Raw genomic sequence first — 20483 nt, 5'->3', positions numbered from 1 at the left:
CGCCGCCAACCCTATCTTGTAAGGCCTCCCGCGACTTCGTGCTGCGGGAGGCCTTCTTGCTTGTACACAAAGTTGAATTGCTTGGCCAATTCTAGGGCTTTGAAGAGTGAATCCGATGATTGAAGCGCTTTTACTTTTTTAAATTAGGCTTATTAACTGCAGCCGAGTAACTATAAGCATGCATTAGACATAAAAAATCCTGCTAGAAATAACTAGCAGGATTTTTTATGTCTAATGCATTCTAATTGGATTCAGGCCCGGCAACTACTTCAATCATGTCCTTTGGCGAGAGATACTGTTGGGCCAGTTCTTGAATTTCAGCCGTAGTAATATTACTAACGTTCTGTAAAAAGTCAGTGTAATAGGATACAGGGAGATTGAGGAATATCAAGCTTTTATACTTGTCACATTGCTCAAAGACAGTACTAAGTTCGTTTGCAAATTTGCCTGCCATGTAATTCTTGACAGTTAGCAGCTCATCTGCTGGAACTAGTTCTTGCTGTAGCTTTTTAAGTTCATGATGCACTTCGGTAATTGTGGCTTTAGTACTGGCAGCATTTACATCAGTTCCTATGACAAAGCTAGTAGCGTGCTCCCGGGGGCCTACACTGGCGTAGATACCATATGTGAAACCTTTGTCCTCACGAATGTTTTTCATTAGCCGTGATCCAAAATAGCCACCTAAGATTTTAGCCAGTACCTGAAGCTTATGCGCGTCCGGATGATTTGAGGATGGCCATAGTCTCCCGATGCGAAGTGAAGATTGAATACTATCGGACACGGTAACGTAATCTTGTGTTGGGGTGGCTAATGGAGCCGTAAAGGCAGTAGGGGGAGATTGATCCTGAGAGGACCGGTTTCCTATTCCTACTAAAGCCTGAACCTGTTCTACATGCTTTGCGGTAACATCACCGCAAAGAAAGACTTCTGATCCTGCCAGATTATAGGCGTGTCGGTGGAAGCTTAATACTTCACTTTGGGTAATAGCTTGAAAGCTATTTTCATCGAACACAATACCGTAGGGATGTGCACTACCAAATAAGTTCCGAGAAAAGCGTTCTGCTGCCAAATAGCTAGTCTTTTGCCGCTCTACCTGCACATTTTGAATAGTGCGGGTTTTGAGTAAACTTAGATCTGGCTCAGGGAACGTAGGCTCAGAAAGGACATCGTATACTAAGGGCAGCAGTTTCTCTAAATGTCGAGTAAGACAATACAGTGTTAGGGTAGCCCGGTCAAAACCTTGCTCACATTCGAGAGAGGCACCGTAGAAGGCTACTTCATCAGCTATTTGGCGAGCCGTGCGGGTGCGGGTCCCTTCCAAGAGCATACGGGCTGTTAGAAGCGAAACACCGGGCGCGGGCTCGTACCATTTTCCGGCACGGAACACTACTTGCAGACGTATTACGGGCTGAGCCGCATTATGGAGAACGTGCAGACGGCTGCCATTAGGCAGTAAAAGCACATCAGCCGCGGGCAGCGTTACACTGGCCAGCGGCTGAACGGGAGGGGCAACCAAGCGGTTGAGCATAGGCTAATTGGTTGGTATCGGGGAGTCTGTAGCGCCTGAAGTGTTGGCGCCTTCACCAAAGTTAAAATGCAGAGAGAGGCGTAAAGTTTGCGAAAGGGGATTGTTCTTATCGTTAGGGACCAAGTAGGCGGCGTCAACTCCGAAAACCTGGTAACGCAATCCAGCTCCAAAGCTGAGGTACTGCCGGGCTCCTTTTTGGGGATGCTCGTAGAAATAGCCTGCACGTACGGCTAGCAAATCCTTATACCAATACTCTAAGCCAGCGGACAGGTTTATTTCCTGCATTTCCTCTTTAAAGCCACCTGGAGCATCTCCAAAGGAGCCTAGGATAGCGCTAACCACTGATTTGCTGGCTCGCGCTCTGTTTTCAGAATCTATCTGTTCCAGTGCTTGTCTGCCGCTGCCCGTGGTATCGCCCGTAATGTAATAGGGACTTGGTACCAGCAGTTTATTAGCGTCAAAAGTAAAGGTAAGCTTGTTGTAGGGGTCCAGTTCTTTGGTAATAGCTGTACCTACTTTCAGATTAGTGGGCAAGAAGTTGCCCTCCTCGGGGTTCGTGTAGGAAATCTTATTGCCGATGTTGGTAATAGAAGCGCCAAGAGCCAAGTTATAATCCTGGACACCGATGGATAGATCTTTCGTGTAGTACACGCCCAAGTCTACTGCAGCTGCGTTGCCGGGTTTCGTATCCGTATCGCCGCCCGTAAGGTTAGAGTGGATAAAGCGCGCTGCTACACCTACCCCAAGGTTCTCGCTCAGCCGCTGGCCATAGGCTACGCTAAAGGCATATTCCTTAGGGTTAAAATCTCCTTTGGAGTTATTGAGGTTGTCGCGGTACTGAATGGTGCCCAGATCGAAGTAAGTAAGCGAAGCTCCAAAAGCGGCGCGCTGGCCTACACGGTGGTAAGCAGAGGCATGAGCTAAGCCCATATCATCTGTAATAGAGCGCAACCAAGGTGTGTAGGAAGGTGATACGCCGGTGTTGTACGGCACGAAGCCCAGCTTTCCGGCATTATAGTACATGGAGTTGGCGTCGGGCGAAATGGCCACACCAGCCTCACCTAAAGCAGCGGAGCGGGCGTCAGGACTGAGTGTGAGGATGGGCACGGCCGTAGTAATGGCGTGGTCATCACGCTGCTGGGCCGAAGCGGCTACCGACAAGGTGAGCAGCCCGGTGGTGGTGAGAAAACTCAGTCGCACAGTCAACTTCGACAACATATACATTAGAAAAGGTGGGTAATGGAGATGCAAGTAAACAGGTTAACGCAAGAGGACAAGTTTTTCAAACTTACTTACCTGCGCACCGTCGCGGGGAGAACGAACATGAAGCCGATATAGATACACGCCACGCGCAACTTGGTCATTAAATTCATCACGCCCATCCCAGCTGAGCGTACCTACGTGAGCAGGGCTGGTCGGGATTGAGGTGGCCAGAGTACGAATTAACTTACCAGTGACGGTGAAAATCTGCACCTGTACGTCCAGATCCTCACCATGGCGGTTGTGGTCGAAGTGAAACGTAGTGGTGGTCGCAAACGGATTAGGATAGTTCAGGATGTGCTCCAGCGCCAGCTTTTCGTTACGTACTACAATGAATTCCAATTCCTGCTCCGTGGAGTTGTTGAAGGTATCCCAGGCTTTTAGGCGCAATACGTGCGGGCCGGGGGCCAGATCTTTTAGTAAGTACCGTACGCGGCCACTACGGAAGTTATCGACATCGGCGGTATAGTAGCTGTTTAAAACGAGGAGCTTGCTGGGGTCGTTGTCCAGTACAGCGGTTATTTCATGGCCAATGCCGGCGCCGGCTGTGTTAATACCGCTACTGTCGCTGAGCTGGGCCAAGAGCATGGATTCAGAACCGGTAAGGCCGCCAAAAACGAAAGATTCTGAATCCAGAAACAGCTGTACTACGGGTGGAATGGTATCGGTCTTTATATCGGAGGCTACACTGCCTACCAAGACATCTTTATTGGCACCATGCGCATCCAGGCCCAACTGAGGCGCGGCCGCATACAGGCTGATTTTACCGGGCCCAATGTTGTAGTTGATGTCGCGCGGCACCATAAACTCCAGTTGGAAGCGGCCGTCACGCACCGTGGCTTTACCATCGTAGAGCACACTTTCCTGTACCTGCACCGTTTGCTGCCCATCGTTAGGCTCATTGCCCAAGGTAACCACTGGTGCAGGCTTATCTAGCACGGTTACCTGTACCGTACCGGAAAAGGAAGAGGCCAGCGCGCCGGACCGGTCAGTTACGTCCCCCGCCAACGCCACCGTAGACATAGCCTTGAGCGTATCCGTTGGTGTGGTGGTTATGGCGTGGTGGTTCAGCTCGCGCAGCGTAGTAGTATAGTTTGGATAGGCCAGCCGCATAGAAGGGTCGCCGAGTAAGGCAAAGTTGCGGTTGTAAGCACCCGAAACGCTCTGGTTTTTAGTGCGGATCATGACCTCACCTAAGCTTGGTAGTCGACCGTTTTCTTCTTTAAAGACGGCATTAAAAAACTGCTGATTCAGCAGAGAATTATTGCCAGATAAGACGACGCGGGTAGTAGTAAGCAGGCCAATGGCGCCGCCCGCTACATCAGTCAGTGCTACCTCCCCGGCGGAGTCAAAACCGGGGTCATCATACGTACTGAAGTCACAGGTGGCAGTGAGCAGAAAGGCCAGCCGCTGCGTATTCTGCAGCTTTTTAATGGATTCGATGGTAAAAATCTGTTCATCGCTCCACGCCTTGGGGCCGCCATGCCCGGTATAGTTTATCAGCAGGGAGCCTTCCTCCAGGCTTTGGTCAATGGCACGGGCTGCTTCCGGTGAGCGTTGACCACCAGCTACCACTACCTGCGGATACATATCCAGGTACACCTTGTGCACATTGTAGGCCGGCTCCTGCTTCATTATCTGGTTGGCCAATAGCTCAGCGCCGCGTAAGTGCAGGTTGGAATCCCCATCATCCGAAACGAAGGTGATACGGTTGCGCCACTTGCCAAAGCTGGTAGGCTGATCGTAGGCAATTAGCTTATCCACTACCAGGCGGGCCTGGGCGGTAGAGTGCGGCTCGCCGTTAGGGGTACGCACCGGCAGACGGCCTATGCCAATATCTAGCAGCTCTATATCAGCTTCATAACTTTCTTTCCATTCGCCTTCATTGTCGTCCAGCAGGCCGAAATAGTCATCCGAAGAAAAGGAGATACCATCGTTGAAAGCGCGGGGAAAAATGCGGGCAAACGACTCGTAGGATTCGTAAACCGGGACGTAGTTTTGGTTATTCTTGTCGGTTATCTGCCGCTGAGACCAGTATTCAGGCAGAAATTTGGGGTCATTGCCGGGGTCGGCTTTGTAGTCGTAGGAAGCATCACCGAAGAGAAGCAAGGCCATGCGTGCCGAGCCAGCAGGCCGCTGGTTAGCCTCGTAGACCATCTTCATAAAGTCGCGGATGGCGGTGATGTCCTGACCGCCGGAACTGAACTCATTATACACCTGCTCGGTGGTGACCACCTGCATTTGCAGGCCGTCGTGGCGGAGGCGGTGTGCGGCCAGCCGCTCAGCTTCTGCCCGAAAAATCGGATGAGTTACAATTACCGCATCCAGCTGGTTACCCTGGCTGAGGGCATGTAAGTTCTGATTGGCTACACGGCCGAACAGGCGGGGCAGCGGGAAGCTGCTGCCAGTGAAAGCCACAAATTCCCGAAGAGAATCGGCCGGAGCCAGAAAGGTGCCATTGGTTAACGGCCGCTCCTGCGCCCGACGCGGATTGGTAACATCCCACACGGTGGCACTGGCGCCATTCTCCAGCACAAATTCCTGTATAGTACCAGCCGTAGCATTAGCCAAGGCGCGAAATTCCAGGGCTGAACCACTCAAGCGCAGTTTGCGCCAGGCAGTAATTTCCAGGTAATCGAGGTAGCCTTTCGCTGAGAAGTCGCCGCCGGCGTTATAAGTCAGACTTACTTTTAACTCGGTGGTACTGGGAGCGGAACTGGTAAAGGTGGACAACTGCAGGTTAGCGGCTTCTGGAAAGTAGTCGCCGCTTAGCCTGGCAATAGACTGGGAGCCGATAGGTTGCCCGTTAAGCGCCACTTGGAAAGACGTAGTTGTATTGGCAGTGGCTACGGTGAGGCTGGTAACGGATACGGGTTCATTGGCTACCAGATCAGGAAAGGAAAAGGAAAAATCCTTTTGTGTGGTACCAGCGTCAAACCCTTCGCCCAGCCACTGGCGGCCCGATTTAAGCAGGTTTACCAGATCAATTTCATGAAACTGATGATCGGGAAAGGCGGTGACGGTGGCGGTGGGCGTGCCAGTAATGGTGGCTGCCGGTGCTACACGGCGGCCGGGGACAACTCCTACCGTCAGGAAGTAATAAGCGGTATCGGTATAGGTATGGTAAAGATGCCGAAAGGTGCGCGGGCTGCTGGGGTTGGGCTCCCAGGTATGGGGTCCTCGCGCATAGAAAAGCACATACTCCTCGTCGTTAAAAGTTGCGTCGTTGTTGCCGGATACGTAGATGGCATTTTCCACCAGGTCATCAGGGCGAGGGGCGCTATTGAGCTGGGGGAGCTGGCCGGTAGCGTTGCCGTAAAGCTGCAGACGGCGCGGGTCCAGGGTCTGCACATCCAGGCCCAAGGTGCGTAGGGTAGCTTTGTCCAGCTTATAAATACCACTAGCGGGTACACCAATTTTGTACCATTGGCCTTGGCTTAGTACAGAGTTAGCTGCGTAGACATGGGCACCGCCCCGGCGCAGGGCTTGCGTTGCCGGCTGAATGGTGTAGGAGTAGGTAAACGAAATCAGCTTTTCCACTTGCCCCGTGCCAGCATTGCGGCGCAGAGGTGTAAGAGTAAGAAGGGTACGGGCCTGCCGATTCTCCATGCCACTGGCGCGGCGAAGCTCTGATGTGCCGGCAATAGGAGCAGTGCCTAGCGCTTTTATTTCGGCCGCAGTCAGTGGCTCGTACACGGCATCTTGCAACTCATCCGTAGCCACCCGGCCATCAACACTAAACTGATAAAAGGGTAGCAACTGACCAGGCCGGAAACCCGCTTCTGCAAACGTAGGAACCTGCCTGGTGCGGCCCTGGGGCAGGTAAACGGTTTCGGTGCCTTGCCAATGCAGCGCTACCCGCAGCGCGTGGTCATCGGGAGTCTGTGCCTGTCCGGCCCACGACCAGCCCAGCAGCATCCAAAGCAGCAGCAACAGCGGACGACGGGGCATAGAGGTTTAAATCAGCGGCAAGAGCAAGATAAACGAGCAGGGGAGAGGCGTTAGGAACAGCTACGCCACACCGACGGTTCATTCCTGCCTTCCGATAGTAACTGCCTTTCAGGGAGTTTATTGTGTAGCCTAGCTATAGCTGGGTTTTAGCATGGATAGGGCCACGTATAACAAGACAATCAGAGGAATAGCGGTGGCCTGAAGTAACAATACCAGGCCCAGAGCCAGCAGCACAAAAATGAAACGTAGGGAATTGTCCTGCCAGCTCATGTTTTTGAATTTAAGCGCAAATAGCGGGATTTCGGCTACCAGCAGATAAGACAGCAGCAGTGAGAGCGGCAGCAGTACCCACGGGTTCAGAATATAGGAGGTAAGGCCGAAAGTATCGTTTGCCAGAATAAGCGGCAGCGAAGCCACCAGCAGCGTGTTGGCTGGCGTGGGCAAACCAATAAAGGAGGTGGTCTGCCGGGTATCATTATTGAACTTAGCCAGCCGCAGCCCTGAAAATACCGTGACGATAAAACCCGCATAGGCCAGCCATGCGGGTAGGCCTGCGGCGGGAAGCGCCTGCTGCAGAAGTGTAAACAAGAAAGCGCCTGGCACCACCCCAAACGAAACCATATCCGCCAGTGAGTCGAGGTCTTTGCCAATCGGCGAACTGACGTGCAGTGCCCTGGCAAGCAAGCCATCCACAAAATCAAACAGCGCCGCAATACCTACTAAGTAAGCTGCCGCCTGCGGATTACCCGCAAAAATCTGTTCCAGCGCCAGGCAGCCCGCAAATAAATTAAGACAGGTAACGGCGTTGGGAAGGTGTCGTTTCAAGGGAAGAGTCTTGGTGGTGGTAGAAAGTATGGGAATAATTGTCCCTTACTGCAGGAACGGGTTCGAACGGCGCTCTGCGCCAATGGTGGTAGCCGGGCCGTGGCCGGGGTACACCGTTACCTCATCAGGGAGGGTGAGCAACTGCGTTTTAATGCTGTTGATGAGCGTGGCGTAGTCGCCGCCCGGCAGGTCGGTGCGGCCAATGCTACCCTGGAACAGCACGTCGCCGCCGATGACCGTCTGCGTGGGGGCATGGTAGAACACCACGTGGCCGGGAGCGTGGCCCGGTGTGAAGCGCACTTCCAACTCAGTCTGGCCAAAGCGTATGGGTTCTTCCGGGGTAAGTGCGCCCGTCGGCTCAGCCGGCTGGTATTGCGCAAAGCCGTAGGCCGGCGCGTAAGCTTCTACGGAGCGCAGGGTAGCAAAATCGGCCTCATGCAGCAGGAAGGGTACTTTATAAGTATCCATTATAAACCGGTTGCCTAGCACATGGTCGATGTGGGCGTGCGTATTCAGCAGCAATACTACCCGTAGCTGATGCTCCTCAATGTACTGCTGCAGGGCCTGCTGCTCGGCGGCTGAGTAGCAGCCCGGATCTACAATGACGCACTCTTTGGTATCGTCGTGCAGGAGGTAAGTGTTTTCGGAAAAGGCGTTGAAGGTAAACCCGGAAACAAGCATGCAGAAAAGTCTGAAATCAGCCCAAAAACGGGCTCAATGGCGAGGTAAGTTACACATTCGGGCCGTACTTGTGTACCTTGGCCGCATGAGGGAGTACTACGATTATCTGCTCGTAGGCCACGGACTGGCCGGTGCTACGCTAGCTACCGTACTGCGCCGTCGCGGCCACCGCGTGCTGGTGCTGGATGCGGCGCCGGTGGATACGGCTTCCAATGTGGCAGCCGGACTACTGAACCCCGTGGCTGGTAAGCGCCTGGCGCTGGGTTGGCGGGTAGCCGAATTTCTACCCGCTGCCATTCACTACTACCAAAGCCTGGAGCAGGAATTGGGCGAATCGTTTCTCCATCTAATGCCCATTCTGAAGCTGTTTTCCTCGGTAGCGGATCAGAACAACGCCATGGCCCGCAGCGCCGACCACCCCTGGCAGGAGTTTGTGGAAGAGCTTAGCGCGGAGCTCCCCCCATTACCGGGCGTGCGGCAGGATTTTGGTGGCATGCGTATCCGCGGAGGCGGGTATGTGCAGGTGCGGGAAATGCTGTCCGCTCAGGCTAAAAAAGGCGTAGCAGAAGGCTGGCTGCGCGTGGAAACTTTCGCCCCGGAGCATCTTGTTATCAATGCCACGGACGTCAGCTATGCCGATACGGTGCAGGCTGGCCGCGTTATCTTCTGCGAAGGTGCGGGGGCAGTATATAATCCGTGGTTTAGCTGGTTGCCACTTACCCCCAACCAGGGCGAGGTACTAGACGTGCATTGCCCGGGTTTATCAGAAGCGCAGGTATTAAATAAAGGAGCCTATGTGGTGCCGCTGGGGCAGGAGCGGTTCCGGGTGGGTGCTACCTACCGCTGGCCGCCGTTTGCGGCGGGCACTACGGCAGAGGCCCGCACCGAGCTTAGTCAGCGCTTTGCGGAAGTAACCAGCCTGCCGTTTGAAGTGTTGCAGCAGTGGGCGGGTGTACGCCCGGCCGTGCGCGACCGAAAACCCTTACTGGGCACGCATCCGGCGGAGCCTTTACTCAGTATATGCAACGGCTTCGGGTCCAAGGGTGTGCTTATGGCCCCCCTGCTGGCTGAGCACTTTGCCGATGTGCTGGTGGGTACTACAGAAATGTGGTCCGAGGTCAATATTCAGCGCTTTCAGTCGTTCTATTCTGCGGCCTCTCTGGCAGCGGTTATATCTTCCTGATATTTTTTGCTCTTTAGCTCGATGATGTACCTGTATACTTCCTTTCGGCAACGGCGGCACTGGCTCTTCCTGGCTGGCTTACTGACGGCCGTGTTGTGGTTGAGCACGCTCACTGGCACGGTGGCGCAAACGTCGCAGGAGCCGTTTGGACGGGTCCGGATTCAGTATAAAAAGTTTGACTGGAGCTATTTCTCCACGGCCAACTTCAACGTGTATTTCTACGCCGGCGGCGAGGCTACGGCCCGGCGCACGGCCGAGTACGCGGAAAAGGAGTTGCAGCGCATCACCTCGCTGTTGGGGTATTATCCCTACTCCAAAACCACGCTCATGCTCTACAACTCCGTCACGGATTTGCGGCAGAGCAACATCGGCCTGAACGATGACAAGTACCAGATGGGCGGTGAAACGGATTTGCTGCGCATGGATAAAGTGCAGATTGCCTTCCAGGGCCAGCAAACCCAGCTGAAGCGCGACGTAAGCTTTCAGGTAACGCGGGTACTGCTGCACGACATGATGTATGGCGGCTCCTTAAAGGAAGTCATCCAAAGCAACTACCTGCTGCAATTGCCGGATTGGTTTATAACCGGCGCGGCAGCCTATACCGCCGAGGGCTGGAGCGTGGAAATGGACGAGTATATGCGCGACATGACGCAGCAGATAGACGCCAACCGTCCTTCCCCCTTCTTCGCCCGCAGCCCCGAACTGGCTGGGCAGTCGGTATGGAACTACATTGCTGAGCGCTACGGCTACACCTCCATTCAGAATATCCTAAACCTCACGCGCATTACCCGTGACGTAGAGACTGGCATCAGCAGCTCGCTGAATGTGCCGTATAAAACCTTTCTGAAAGACTGGCTGATCTATTACCGCCAGCTGAATGCCCAGGCTACCACTCCCTACACCACCCTGCCCGATGGTAAAGCCCGGCTGGTGAAGCGCAACCGGCACGAGGTACAGTACTCGCAGGTAGCGCTCAGTCCTGATGGCCGTCAGCTGGCCTACGTGATGAACGACCGGGGCCGCTACCGGGTAATTGTGAGCAATGCTGCTACCGGCGGCAACCGGCACGTAGTGCACCGCGGCGGCTATAAAACCCCCGATCAGCAGGTAGATCAGCGCTTGCCTGTGTTGGCCTGGCGCAATAATGGCGAGTTGGCCGTGGCCGAAACCGACCGGGGTGAAATGAGCTTGCGGCTGCGCCCGGCTAATGCCGGCCCGGCCGGTATTCTGGCCCGCGTTTGGGAAGCCTTACCATTTAGTGGGCGCGAAGGCTCCACTATTCTGAGCCGCTATACGCAGATAATGGGCCTGCAATACTCACCCGATGGCAGATCATTAGTGTTTAGTGCGGCCGTGAATGGCCAGAACGACCTGTTTCTGCTGCGCAGCGGTAGCCGCACGCCGGAGCGGCTTACCAATGACTTGTTTGATGATGTGCAGCCCACTTTTCTGCCCAATGGACAGGGCATTGTGTTCAGCTCTAACCGTTGGATGGATACCACGGGGCAGACGAAGAACAACTTTGCGTATGTAGTGAATAACTACGACCTGTTTCTGTACCATCTGGATGGTCGTCCGCAGCCGGTAGAGTCGTTGGTGGCCACTATCTCCAACGAAAGCGCTCCGCGGGCTCTGTCTGATACCGAGGTGCTTTTTCTGAGTGAGGAAAGCGGCGTGCGCAACGTTTACCGCTACAATCTCACAACCAAGCAGCGTACCCCGGCTACCAGCCTGCTGCCCAACCTGCGCAGTTATGACTACAGCGCCGCCACTTCTACGCTGGCGTATGTAGCCAATGACCGTGCCCGCCCCTTTGTGTTCCTAAACCCGGCGTATCCGCTGCCCGCCGGCCTGCAGCTTTCGAAAACTGCCCGTCAGGAAATTCTGGAAGACCGCTCCAAGCCGGCCACCGTTACGCCGGCCCCCGCCCCGGTTGTGCAGGATACCGTGCAACACCCCATAGCTACTGACTCTACACAGCAACAAAAAACTACCCAACGGACCCAGGGGCAGGACTACCAGTATGAGGAAGATACGCCTATACGTGGCCAACAGCGTACGGCTCAGCGGGCAGCCGCTACGGCCCCTGCCGATGGTATTGGCTTGGTAGGCCCCATCCGGTACGGCCGGCAGTTCAGCATCAATAAAGTAGTGTCTACTGTGTACGTAGACCCCTTGCTGGGGTGGGGGCTGATTGGGCAGGCATCGATGTCGGACTTATTTGAGGACCACCGCATCCGGGCCGGGATTTTCGCCCTTACCGACCTGCGAACCAGCAACATCTTCACCGAGTATTCTAACCTGCGCGGCCGTTATGACTGGGGCCTGAGCTATCAGAAACAGTCTTACAGCGTAGGCACTGAACTGGGTGATACCCGTTTTACCCGCCATGAGGTGGCTCCGCGCCTGGCCTATCCGCTTACGCCTAACCTGAGTGTGCGCGTAGCGGCCCGTTATGTAAATGTGCGGACCACGCGGCTGGATAAGCTTTCGGATCGGGATGTGGTGGAAAACTTCCTGGGCGGCAGTTCTGAACTGGTGTTTGATAATGCCATTTCTACCGGTGTAAACATGCTGGAAGGCACCCGCATGAAAGCCGGGGTACAAGTGCTGCACGCCACGCGGGACGTCAACCAGAGCTTCAATAAGTTTTTCGTGGATCTGCGGCATTATCAGAAAATCCACCGGCAGATTATCTGGGCTAACCGCGCCAGCTATGGCGAGTTCTTTGGTAAGTCGCCCAAAACCTTCCGTTTGGGTGGTATGGACAACTGGCTGAACAATAGCTACAATGGTCCGGCCAGCGAGGTGTTTCGGGGGGAGCCGGCCAATGTGTTCTACCAGGAATTTGTGACCAACATGCGCGGCTTCAACTATAATGCCCGCAGTGGCCCCAAATACGTGCTGTTTAACTCTGAGCTACGCATTCCCATTATTCAGTACTTCACTAACAAGCCCATCTATTCCGGCTTCTTCCGCAATCTGCAGCTCACTGCCTTCGGCGATGCTGGCAGCGCTTACTCCGGTGCAAACCCCTTTACAGAGAAGAACTCTTATAACACCCAGATCCGGCCCAGCAACGGTAATGCCTTTTCGGCCACGGTGGTGCGCTTCCGCAACCCACTACTGATGGGCTATGGTGTAGGCGCCCGGAGCACTATTCTGGGCTTCTACGGTAAGCTGGATGTGGCTTGGGGAGAAGAGGATTATGAGCGGAATGGCCCCAAGTTCTACTTCACCCTGGGGTACGATTTTTAACCGGCCATTTCCAGGGCTACTTGAAAAATCCCTTGTCTGCTGCCGCAGGCAAGGGATTTTGGCATTTTTCGGGGCTGGTGTCGGCATGACATTCGTCATAGGTAGCACCGGGGTGTGGCCATCCGGGAGTTGGGTTGTATCTTTGCCGTCCCGTTCACCACTCCTGTTGCCGTGCAGCTCCTCCGTGAGATTTGGTATTTGATACAGAAGGACTTTCGTCTGGAATGGCGACAGCGCGCGGCCCTGAGTGGCATGCTGCTGTACGTGGGCAGCACGGTGTTTGTGTGCTACATGAGCTTTGCCCTGCGTGGTGGCCAGCTACCGGTGCCGGCCTGGAATGCCCTGTTCTGGATTATTCTGCTCTTCACCGCCGTGAATGCCGTGGCGAAGGGCTTCCTGCAGGAAAGCCGCGGGCGGCAGCTCTACTATTATGCTCTGGTGCGGCCGCAGGCCGTTATTCTGGCCAAAATTGGCTACAACGCCATGCTGCTGCTGGGGCTTTCTACCGTGGGCTTTGGCGTGTATGCGCTGGTACTGGGTAACCCCGTACAGGATGTACCTCTGTTTGTAAGTAATGTGTTGCTGGGCGCCCTGGGCTTTGCGGCTACCCTCACCCTGGTATCGGGCATTGCGGCCAAAGCCACCAACAGCCATACACTCATGGCCGTGCTCGGCTTTCCCATCATGATTCCGATGCTGCTCATGCTCATTAAAGTGTCGAAAAACGCGCTGGATGGGCTGGAATGGGAAGCCAGCCGGGGCTCTATGCTCACATTGGTGGCCCTGAATCTGATTGTGGGCGCGGTGTCCTACATCCTGTTTCCTTTTTTGTGGCGAAGCTGATTCCAACGTTTCTATGATCAAGAGCAATTGGTGGAAAGTTTTGGCCGTGGTGCTGGTGCTGTACACGGCTATAGCCGGGCTGCTGATGCCGGTGCCGCGCCTGGCTATCCTCAACGAAACCATCCGCAACCTTTACTTCCACGTGCCCATGTGGTTCGGGATGACGATTATCCTGACAACCTCCGTGGTGTTTTCCGTACGCTACCTGCGCCATCCTACCAGCCGCCTGGATACTTTGTCGCACGAGTTTGCTAAAACCGGCATTCTGATGGGCCTGATTGGCCTGGCAACAGGCAGCATCTGGGCCCGCTTTACTTGGGGCACTTGGTGGACCAACGACCCCAAGCTGAACGGCGCGGCCATTGCTATGCTGATTTACGGGGCCTACCTGGTGCTGCGCTCTTCTTTTACGGATGAGCAGCAGCGCGCCCGGGTATCAGCCATCTACAACATCTTCGCTTTTTCGGCAGCCATGCCGCTTTTCTTTATTCTGCCCCGCCTTACTGATTCCCTGCATCCGGGCGCGGGCGGTAACCCGGCTTTTGCCCGCTACGACCTCGACAGTGATATGCGCCTGGTGTTCTATCCGGCTGTGATTGGCTGGACGCTGCTGGGCGTCTGGATTACACAGCTGGCTGTGCGCCTTTCGCTGCTTAAACAAAAAGTATATGAAAAACAGCTTGCGTAACGCCCTTCTGCTGGTGCTGGCTCTGCTGCTGCCTGTGCTGCACGCCGCCGCCCAAACTGCCACCGACACGCCCGAAATGGCTGATATGCTGCGTCAGAGCGGTAAAATATATGTGGTGGTGGCCGTTATCGTCGTGCTGCTGGCCGCCCTGTTCGCCTACCTCATTTCCCTGGACCGCAAACTGGGCCGGCTGGAAAAAGAAATAAAGTAAAGCAGCTGACCACAGCCGGTAGCCTGGAAGTGTTCCGGGATAAACTTTCACTGTGCTCAGTTCCTTTAGATTTCCGTTGGACCGGCGGATTTATTCGGCCCGTTTTGGTTGTTCAGATGAGTTGGCCCCGCAACAGCCAGCTTCGTGCTTTCCGCTCCGTAATACCATGAAAAAATCACACCTGCTTATCCTGACCGTCATTGCCATTGCCATCGGCATTCTGGTAACCACGGCCGGTGATGTAAGCCAATACGTGTCCTTTAAGGAGGCCCGCGAACTGGCCGCCGAAGGCAATACCACCAAAGTGCACGTAGTGGGCCGCCTGCCCCGCGACACGCAGAAAAACATTATGGGCCTGGAATACAACCCCACGCTCGACCCCAATTATTTCGCCTTCACGCTGGTAGATACCAACCGCATTGCCCAGCGCGTGGTGTACTTCAACCCCAAGCCTCAGGACTTCGACAAATCCGAGCAGGTGGTGATTACAGGCGCTATGCGCAACGACGTGTTCGTGGCCGATAAGATCCTGCTGAAGTGCCCCTCGAAGTACGTGGAGAAAGATATTAAAGGCGCTACCGCTGCGCGGTAAGTATGGAATTATGAGTTCGGAATGCTGATTCCGCTTTGGGCGGCTGTATGCTGCTTGAAGCGGAATCCGATTTTCAATTCATAGTTCTGAATTCATAATTCAGAAGTGATATGCTGAACACATTTATTGGCGACGCCGGACATCTGAGTGTCATTGTAGCGTTTGTGGCGGCCATTGTTGCTACCTATTCCTACTTCATGGCGGCCCGCAACCAGCCCCTGGGCTCTGCCGATGCCTCCTGGCTACGGCTGGCACGCGGGGCGTTTTTTGTACATGGCGCGGCGGTGTTTTCTATCATCATCTGCCTGTTCAATATCATTTATAACCACCGATACGAATACCATTACGCGTGGAGCCACGCCAGCAACCACTTGCCGGTGTACTACATGATTTCCTGCTTCTGGGAAGGGCAGGAAGGCTCGTTCCTGCTCTGGATTTTCTGGCACGTACTGCTGGGCTTTGCCATTATGCGTTTCAACCGCCAGTGGGAAGCCCCGGTAATGGCCGTATTTGCGGGTGTGCAGTTCTTCCTTACCTCCATGATTCTAGGGGTGGTGGTGCTGGACATGAAAATTGGTTCCTCGCCCTTTATCCTGCTGCGCGACTTCCTGACCGATGCGCCGGTATTTCGCCTCAACCCCAACTTTGTGCCTACCGATGGCACTGGCCTGAACCCGCTGCTGCAGAACTACTGGATGGTGATTCACCCACCCACGCTGTTTCTGGGCTTTGCCCTCACCCTGGTGCCGTTTGCCTTTGCTATTGCCGGCCTCTGGAAGAACGAGTTAACTAAATGGGTGAAGCCGGCCATTACCTGGAGTCTGGTGGGCGGTGCCGTACTGGGCATTGGTATTATGATGGGCGCCTACTGGGCCTATGAAACGCTGAACTTTGGTGGCTTCTGGAACTGGGACCCGGTAGAAAATGCCGTCTACATCCCGTGGCTGGTGCTGGTAGCCGGGCTGCATGCCCTGGTGCTGTGGCAGCGCCGCCGTACGGGCCTGCGCACCGCATTTGTGCTGGTGATTTCCACCTTCCTGCTTATCCTCTACGCTACCTTCCTCACGCGCAGCGGTGTGCTGGGCAATGCCTCCGTGCACTCCTTCACGGACCTAGGACTTTCCGGCCAGCTGATTATTTACCTGGCTGCTTTTGTAGTGCTGGCGGTGGTCTTGTTGGTTTCGAAATGGAAGCATATCCCCGTATCGGAGAAAGAGCTGACGACCTATAACCCGGAGCTGTGGGTATTCATTGGGGCCACGGTGCTGTGTCTGGGCGCGTTCCAGGTACTGGTAACTACCAGCATTCCGGTGTATAATGCCTTCCTGGGTTTCCTGGGCATCAAATCGAACCTGGCCCTGCCCGCCGACCAGATTGCGCACTACACCAAGTTCCAGCTTTGGATGGGCGTGGCTATTGCTTTCCTCTCCGGTCTGGGGCAGGTGATGTGGTGGCAGCGCAACGATAAAGAAAGCCTGACCAACTCCCTCACGGTGCCGGTAGTGCTCACGCTGCTGGGCGCCGCCCTGGCCATGCTGCTGGTGCGTTATTATGGCCACCCTATGAAGCCAGTCTACATTGTGCTGGTAACGGCCGGTCTGTTTGGCGTGTTGGCTAATGTGGGCACTATTTTGCGCCTGTTGAAGCGCCGCATTCAGCTTTCGGGCGGCGCCGTGTCACACTTGGGTATTGCGTTGATGCTGTTGGGCATTCTGGCCTCGGCCGGGTACTCCAATATCATTTCGCAGAACGTATCGGGCCTGGTGTATTCCAAGGATTTTCCGGAGGATGTAAACCGCGACAATGTGTTGCTGTGGCGCAATGAAGCCGCCCCCATGCAGGGCTACGACGTGAGCTACACGGGCCAGTACTATGATGTTCCCGGCCTGCCGGAGTATGTCAATAAAGACCTGCTTTTCCGCACCGACGATGAGTTCAAAGCCATTGCCCGCGCCGAGGTAAAGCAGAACGACCGGGTGTACTATAAAGTAGGCGACACGCTCGAAATCCGCCCTGAGAACACCTACTACCGTGTCGAATACAAAGATCGGAAAACCGGTAAATCTTTCACGCTCTACCCCCGGGCACAGGTAAACGAGGAAATGGGTGAGGGCCTGCTGGCTTCCCCGGACATCAAGAAGTTCTGGGACCATGACATCTACTCCCACATCAGCACTGTGCCTGACCCCTCCAAGGAAAAGGACTGGAGCAAGGTGAAGGAACACGTATTGGCCGTAGGCGACACGATTTACCTGAACGACTACTTTGCCGTGCTGCGCGCCATTGAGCCGGCTCACGAAAGCGCGGGCCTGGGCCTGAAACCCGGTGACCTCGCCATTCAGGGCGACTTTATCGTGTCCGGCGAGAAGAAGCAGTACCACGTGCACCCCGTGTTTGTAGTGCGCGATAAAATGATTGGCCGTATTCCCGATGAAGTAGAAGACCTGGGCCTGCGCCTGTCCTTCAACAACGTAGACCCCACCAAAGGCAAGTTCACCTTTGGGGTAAGCACCACACAGAAGGACTACATCATTCTGAAAGCTATGGAGAAGCCCTTCATTAACCTGCTCTGGAGCGGCACGCTGCTTATGGGCCTGGGCTTCCTGATGGCCTTACGCCAGCGCAAGCAGGAGCCGCCGCGCCCCGATGCCCCAGCCCGCCGCAAGCAGTCCGCTTCCGCTCAGGTAGCGTAGCGGTATCAAGAAGTGTAATAGCAACAAAAAGCCCGAACCATTGTGGTTCGGGCTTTTTGTTGTGCCTGAGATAATGCAGATTAGTGCTGTACCTGAATGGCCCGCACGGCGTAGCCATCCGCTGACTGCACTTTCAGGATGTATCGGCCGGAGGCCAGCTTAGACACATCCAGGCGGTTGATGAAGTTGTCGCGGGCAGAGCTGGCGTACACGCGCTGGCCCAGCATATTCACAATTTCTACCTGCAGGGTGCCTTTGGCATTGGCTCCGCGCACCTCCAGCAGAAGTTGATCAGCAGTAGGGTTGGGGTAAGCACTTATAGAGCGGGAAAGAGCGCTGGAGGCGGGCGTTACATCGGCGGCTACTACCTGCACATTCTTGACATATAAATAGCCATGGCCCGTTTCGCTGATGGCATGGAAGCCAACGTAGTAGCTGCCGGTAGTAGTGGGCTCAATAAGCGCGACACCCTCCGCCGGCACGTATTCACTAGTAGCAATTTCGGTGTTGCTCCATAGGGCCTTATCCTGACCCTCAACCGTAGCGGCGCTACCGTAGGTTACCGCCAAAGCCGTTGGTAAACCAGGGAATTCGCCCCGGTAGTCGAAACTAACCAAATAACGGCTTCCGGCATTGAGTTGGAGCGGCGCGGTGAAGAACCAGTCATCGGAAGGACCGGCACCGCCATAATCGGCCCGCATTACCTTCTGGTAGTCAAAGCCGGGGTCTGTAGCTACCACCCAGGTGTACTTGTATTCGTCCTGATCGGGGTTGGCATTGAAGACGGTAACGCCGCAAGGCAGCGTGCCCACCATTACATTGCTGAAGTTGAAGGTATAGGGAATGGCGGCGGCTACTACTGGTCCGCATTCCGTTTGTACCGTTACGGGACCTACAAAACCACTGGTGCTGGTTTCTGAGCAGGCAGTGCGCACGTATACATCATACAATGTGCCGGCGGTCAAACCGGTCAGCTGGTAAGGGCTGGCCACTACATTGTTAACAATAGTGCCTTTACCAGTGCCGGGCATAAAGCCTTGCGGGCCGTACTCTACTGCATAGGTAGTGGCTCCGGCTACGGGCGTAAACGTTAGCGTAGCGCCCGTCGCTTTAATGTCAGAAGCAGCCAGTTGCAGCGGGGCCAGGCAGGTGGGTACGTCAGTCAGTTGGGCGCTGATAACAAAGCGCGAAACCATGACAGAGTGCGGCATGCCGCCTGCCAGTGGAGCCCGGAAATAGGCACTGTCCGGCCGGGTAGGGCTTTCTGCCTGTTCCGCTACTGCTTCGTAGGTGTCGTATTCGCCGCCCGTAATAAGGGTTTGCGCCAGGCCAAGATAATAGTTGGTATTCGCCTCCATTTTAATAGGCGAGTACAGGCGGAAGGTGAGTTCCTGGCTGAGGTCTTCCGCTTGAATACGATAGTTGGGCGAGCGGCCAATGATAGTGCCGGCGGCGTCAGTTACCACACCGTATACCGTTTGGCCCTTGCAATAGGTGTTATTGGCTATCAGTACCCGAACAGCCTGAACGGCCATTGGCTGCAACAGGGAATGGCGTACCAGTGTTAGCCGTTCCCCGGCGCGGCGCGTGCTGGCCAGTATGGGCTTATTATCGGCGTAGCTCAGCAGTGAAGGATTAACCTCCTGAGTTACCGTCAGCGAATTGTTTGTCTCATCATTATCACTGCTTAGACTAACCGTTACCTGATTGGTGCCGTTCAGCAGGGGGGTATAGCCATCAAACTCCACAATGGCTCCTTCATACTGGGGCAGGTCAATGGTGCGTGTGCTGGTAAATTCTACCGCGCCGGTTACCGTGAGCGTTACTTTTACGCCGCTTAAAGCATTGATACCCGTATTCAGAATGCGCGCCTTCACCTTATGGGGGGCAGCACCCGTGAGCGGCATTTGCCCCAGCGTATAGACGTTGGAAACCGTAGCATCCAGCAGAGGTGTAGCCTTGAACCGGTAGGTGAGCCCGGCAGTAGGCAATACCGTGCGGCGCGTGGCAAATGCATCACTGTATGGCAAATTGGCAACCTTGGTGGGCGCTGCCCAGGCTACAGTACTAGCTTTAGAAAGCACCACCACCTGATTTTCTGCTGCCTTAGACCCCTTTATTCCAACAGCCGCTCCAATGGGAGTGGCGGTATTAGTGGTAGGCGTAATCTTATCGTAGACGAACTCAATGGTATTGCTGGTTTCGTAAAGCTTTACCTGGAACGACATAGCTGCGAACTGGCGGGGCTTTTTAACACCCAGGTCAGCTACGTTTTCCCACTGAATGGTACAAACCCGGTTAGGCGCCGTACCGGTGGTAGCCACGCGGTATTCGGGTGTTTGAGTAGAAGAGCCCGTTAAGGTTATGAGGAAGGGGGCAATCAGGTTTGCATCCGCAGGGTCAGCGGTGGTGATGGCACTATGGGTAAGGTCTGCCTCATATTCGAAGTCCACGGTTTTGGCCCCTTCATTCCCCAGCCGCAAAAACCCGTTGGAATTGAAAACAAACTGGGTGAAATCCTGCCCGTTGAAGTGGAAGGTGAACCCAATTTCCTGCGCCGTCGAGTTAGTGGCGTCAGCGGGAATAGTAATTACCGTACCTGTGGTTCCTAAGTCGGTATAGGTGCCGGCAAAGGCAGAAAACCCCCGGCTAGAGTAATCCAGGCGTTGGGCCTGAACGGGCCCGGCGGCCAGATACAGGGCCAGGCAGCCAATGGCATAGGCAAAACGATGAACTAATGCGTACAAATGCTTCATATAGTAAAAAAGGA

The 20483-nt window shown here is 54.9% G+C and carries 13 protein-coding genes; 7 read left to right on the top strand and 6 right to left on the bottom strand.

Going from position 1 to position 20483, the window contains the following annotated elements:
- Positions 1–241 precede the first annotated feature (241 nt).
- From Q4G72_RS15395 to Q4G72_RS15375, 5 genes are all read right to left on the bottom strand, one after another.
- Positions 242–1528: a M16 family metallopeptidase gene (locus Q4G72_RS15395; protein ID WP_303312316.1), complete on the bottom strand. Its 1287-nt coding sequence runs from the start codon at positions 1526–1528 to the stop codon at positions 242–244.
- A 3-nt stretch (positions 1529–1531) separates the two neighbouring features.
- Positions 1532–2746 carry a type IX secretion system outer membrane channel protein PorV gene (gene porV, locus Q4G72_RS15390; RefSeq protein ID WP_303312315.1) on the bottom strand — a complete coding sequence of 405 codons (1215 nt, stop codon included), beginning with the start codon at positions 2744–2746 and terminating at the stop codon, positions 1532–1534.
- A 42-nt stretch (positions 2747–2788) separates the two neighbouring features.
- Positions 2789–6739 carry a type IX secretion system sortase PorU gene (gene porU, locus Q4G72_RS15385; RefSeq protein WP_303312314.1) on the bottom strand — a complete coding sequence of 1317 codons (3951 nt, stop codon included), beginning with the start codon at positions 6737–6739 and terminating at the stop codon, positions 2789–2791.
- A 129-nt stretch (positions 6740–6868) separates the two neighbouring features.
- Complete coding sequence (locus Q4G72_RS15380; RefSeq protein ID WP_303312313.1) at positions 6869–7564, bottom strand: CDP-alcohol phosphatidyltransferase family protein; 696 nt, start codon at positions 7562–7564, stop codon at positions 6869–6871.
- Positions 7565–7609: 45 nt separating this feature from the next.
- Entirely contained in the window at positions 7610–8245 is a 636-nt protein-coding gene (locus Q4G72_RS15375; RefSeq protein ID WP_303312312.1) for an MBL fold metallo-hydrolase, read from the bottom strand.
- Positions 8246–8330: 85 nt separating this feature from the next.
- Between Q4G72_RS15375 and Q4G72_RS15370 the strand changes: the two genes are divergently transcribed.
- The 7 genes from Q4G72_RS15370 (at position 8331) to ccsA (ending at position 17713) form a co-directional block, all read left to right on the top strand.
- Positions 8331–9428: an NAD(P)/FAD-dependent oxidoreductase gene (locus Q4G72_RS15370; RefSeq protein ID WP_303312311.1), complete on the top strand. Its 1098-nt coding sequence runs from the start codon at positions 8331–8333 to the stop codon at positions 9426–9428.
- A 21-nt stretch (positions 9429–9449) separates the two neighbouring features.
- Positions 9450–12686 (top strand): hypothetical protein, encoded by a 3237-nt coding sequence (locus Q4G72_RS15365; protein WP_303312310.1) that lies wholly within the window; start codon positions 9450–9452, stop codon positions 12684–12686.
- A gap of 201 nt (positions 12687–12887) precedes the next feature.
- Entirely contained in the window at positions 12888–13529 is a 642-nt protein-coding gene (locus Q4G72_RS15360) for a heme exporter protein CcmB (RefSeq protein WP_303312319.1), read from the top strand.
- A 16-nt stretch (positions 13530–13545) separates the two neighbouring features.
- Positions 13546–14217: a cytochrome c biogenesis protein gene (locus tag Q4G72_RS15355; protein WP_502213689.1), complete on the top strand. Its 672-nt coding sequence runs from the start codon at positions 13546–13548 to the stop codon at positions 14215–14217.
- On the top strand, positions 14198–14428 hold the full coding sequence (locus Q4G72_RS15350) for a CcmD family protein (protein ID WP_303312308.1): 231 nt from the start codon (positions 14198–14200) through the stop codon (positions 14426–14428). The genes Q4G72_RS15355 and Q4G72_RS15350 overlap by 20 nt, the downstream gene beginning before the upstream one ends.
- A gap of 166 nt (positions 14429–14594) precedes the next feature.
- The gene (locus tag Q4G72_RS15345) at positions 14595–15020 is read left to right on the top strand and encodes a cytochrome c maturation protein CcmE domain-containing protein (RefSeq protein WP_303312307.1); all 426 of its coding nucleotides are present in this window, start codon (positions 14595–14597) and stop codon (positions 15018–15020) included.
- Between the two features lie 110 nt (positions 15021–15130).
- A complete protein-coding gene (gene ccsA / locus Q4G72_RS15340) occupies positions 15131–17713 on the top strand; it encodes a cytochrome c biogenesis protein CcsA (protein WP_303312306.1) in 2583 nt (860 codons plus the stop codon).
- A gap of 80 nt (positions 17714–17793) precedes the next feature.
- Here the strand turns inward: ccsA and Q4G72_RS15335 are convergent, their stop codons facing one another.
- Positions 17794–20469, bottom strand: a complete 2676-nt coding sequence (locus tag Q4G72_RS15335) for an NIDO-like domain-containing protein (protein WP_303312305.1) — start codon at positions 20467–20469, stop codon at positions 17794–17796.
- Positions 20470–20483: the final 14 nt, after the last annotated feature.

Source organism: Hymenobacter sp. BT730 (genome assembly GCF_030542105.1).
Taxonomy (GTDB): Bacteria; Bacteroidota; Bacteroidia; order Cytophagales; family Hymenobacteraceae; genus Hymenobacter.
This window is presented reverse-complemented; position numbering and strand designations above follow the sequence as displayed.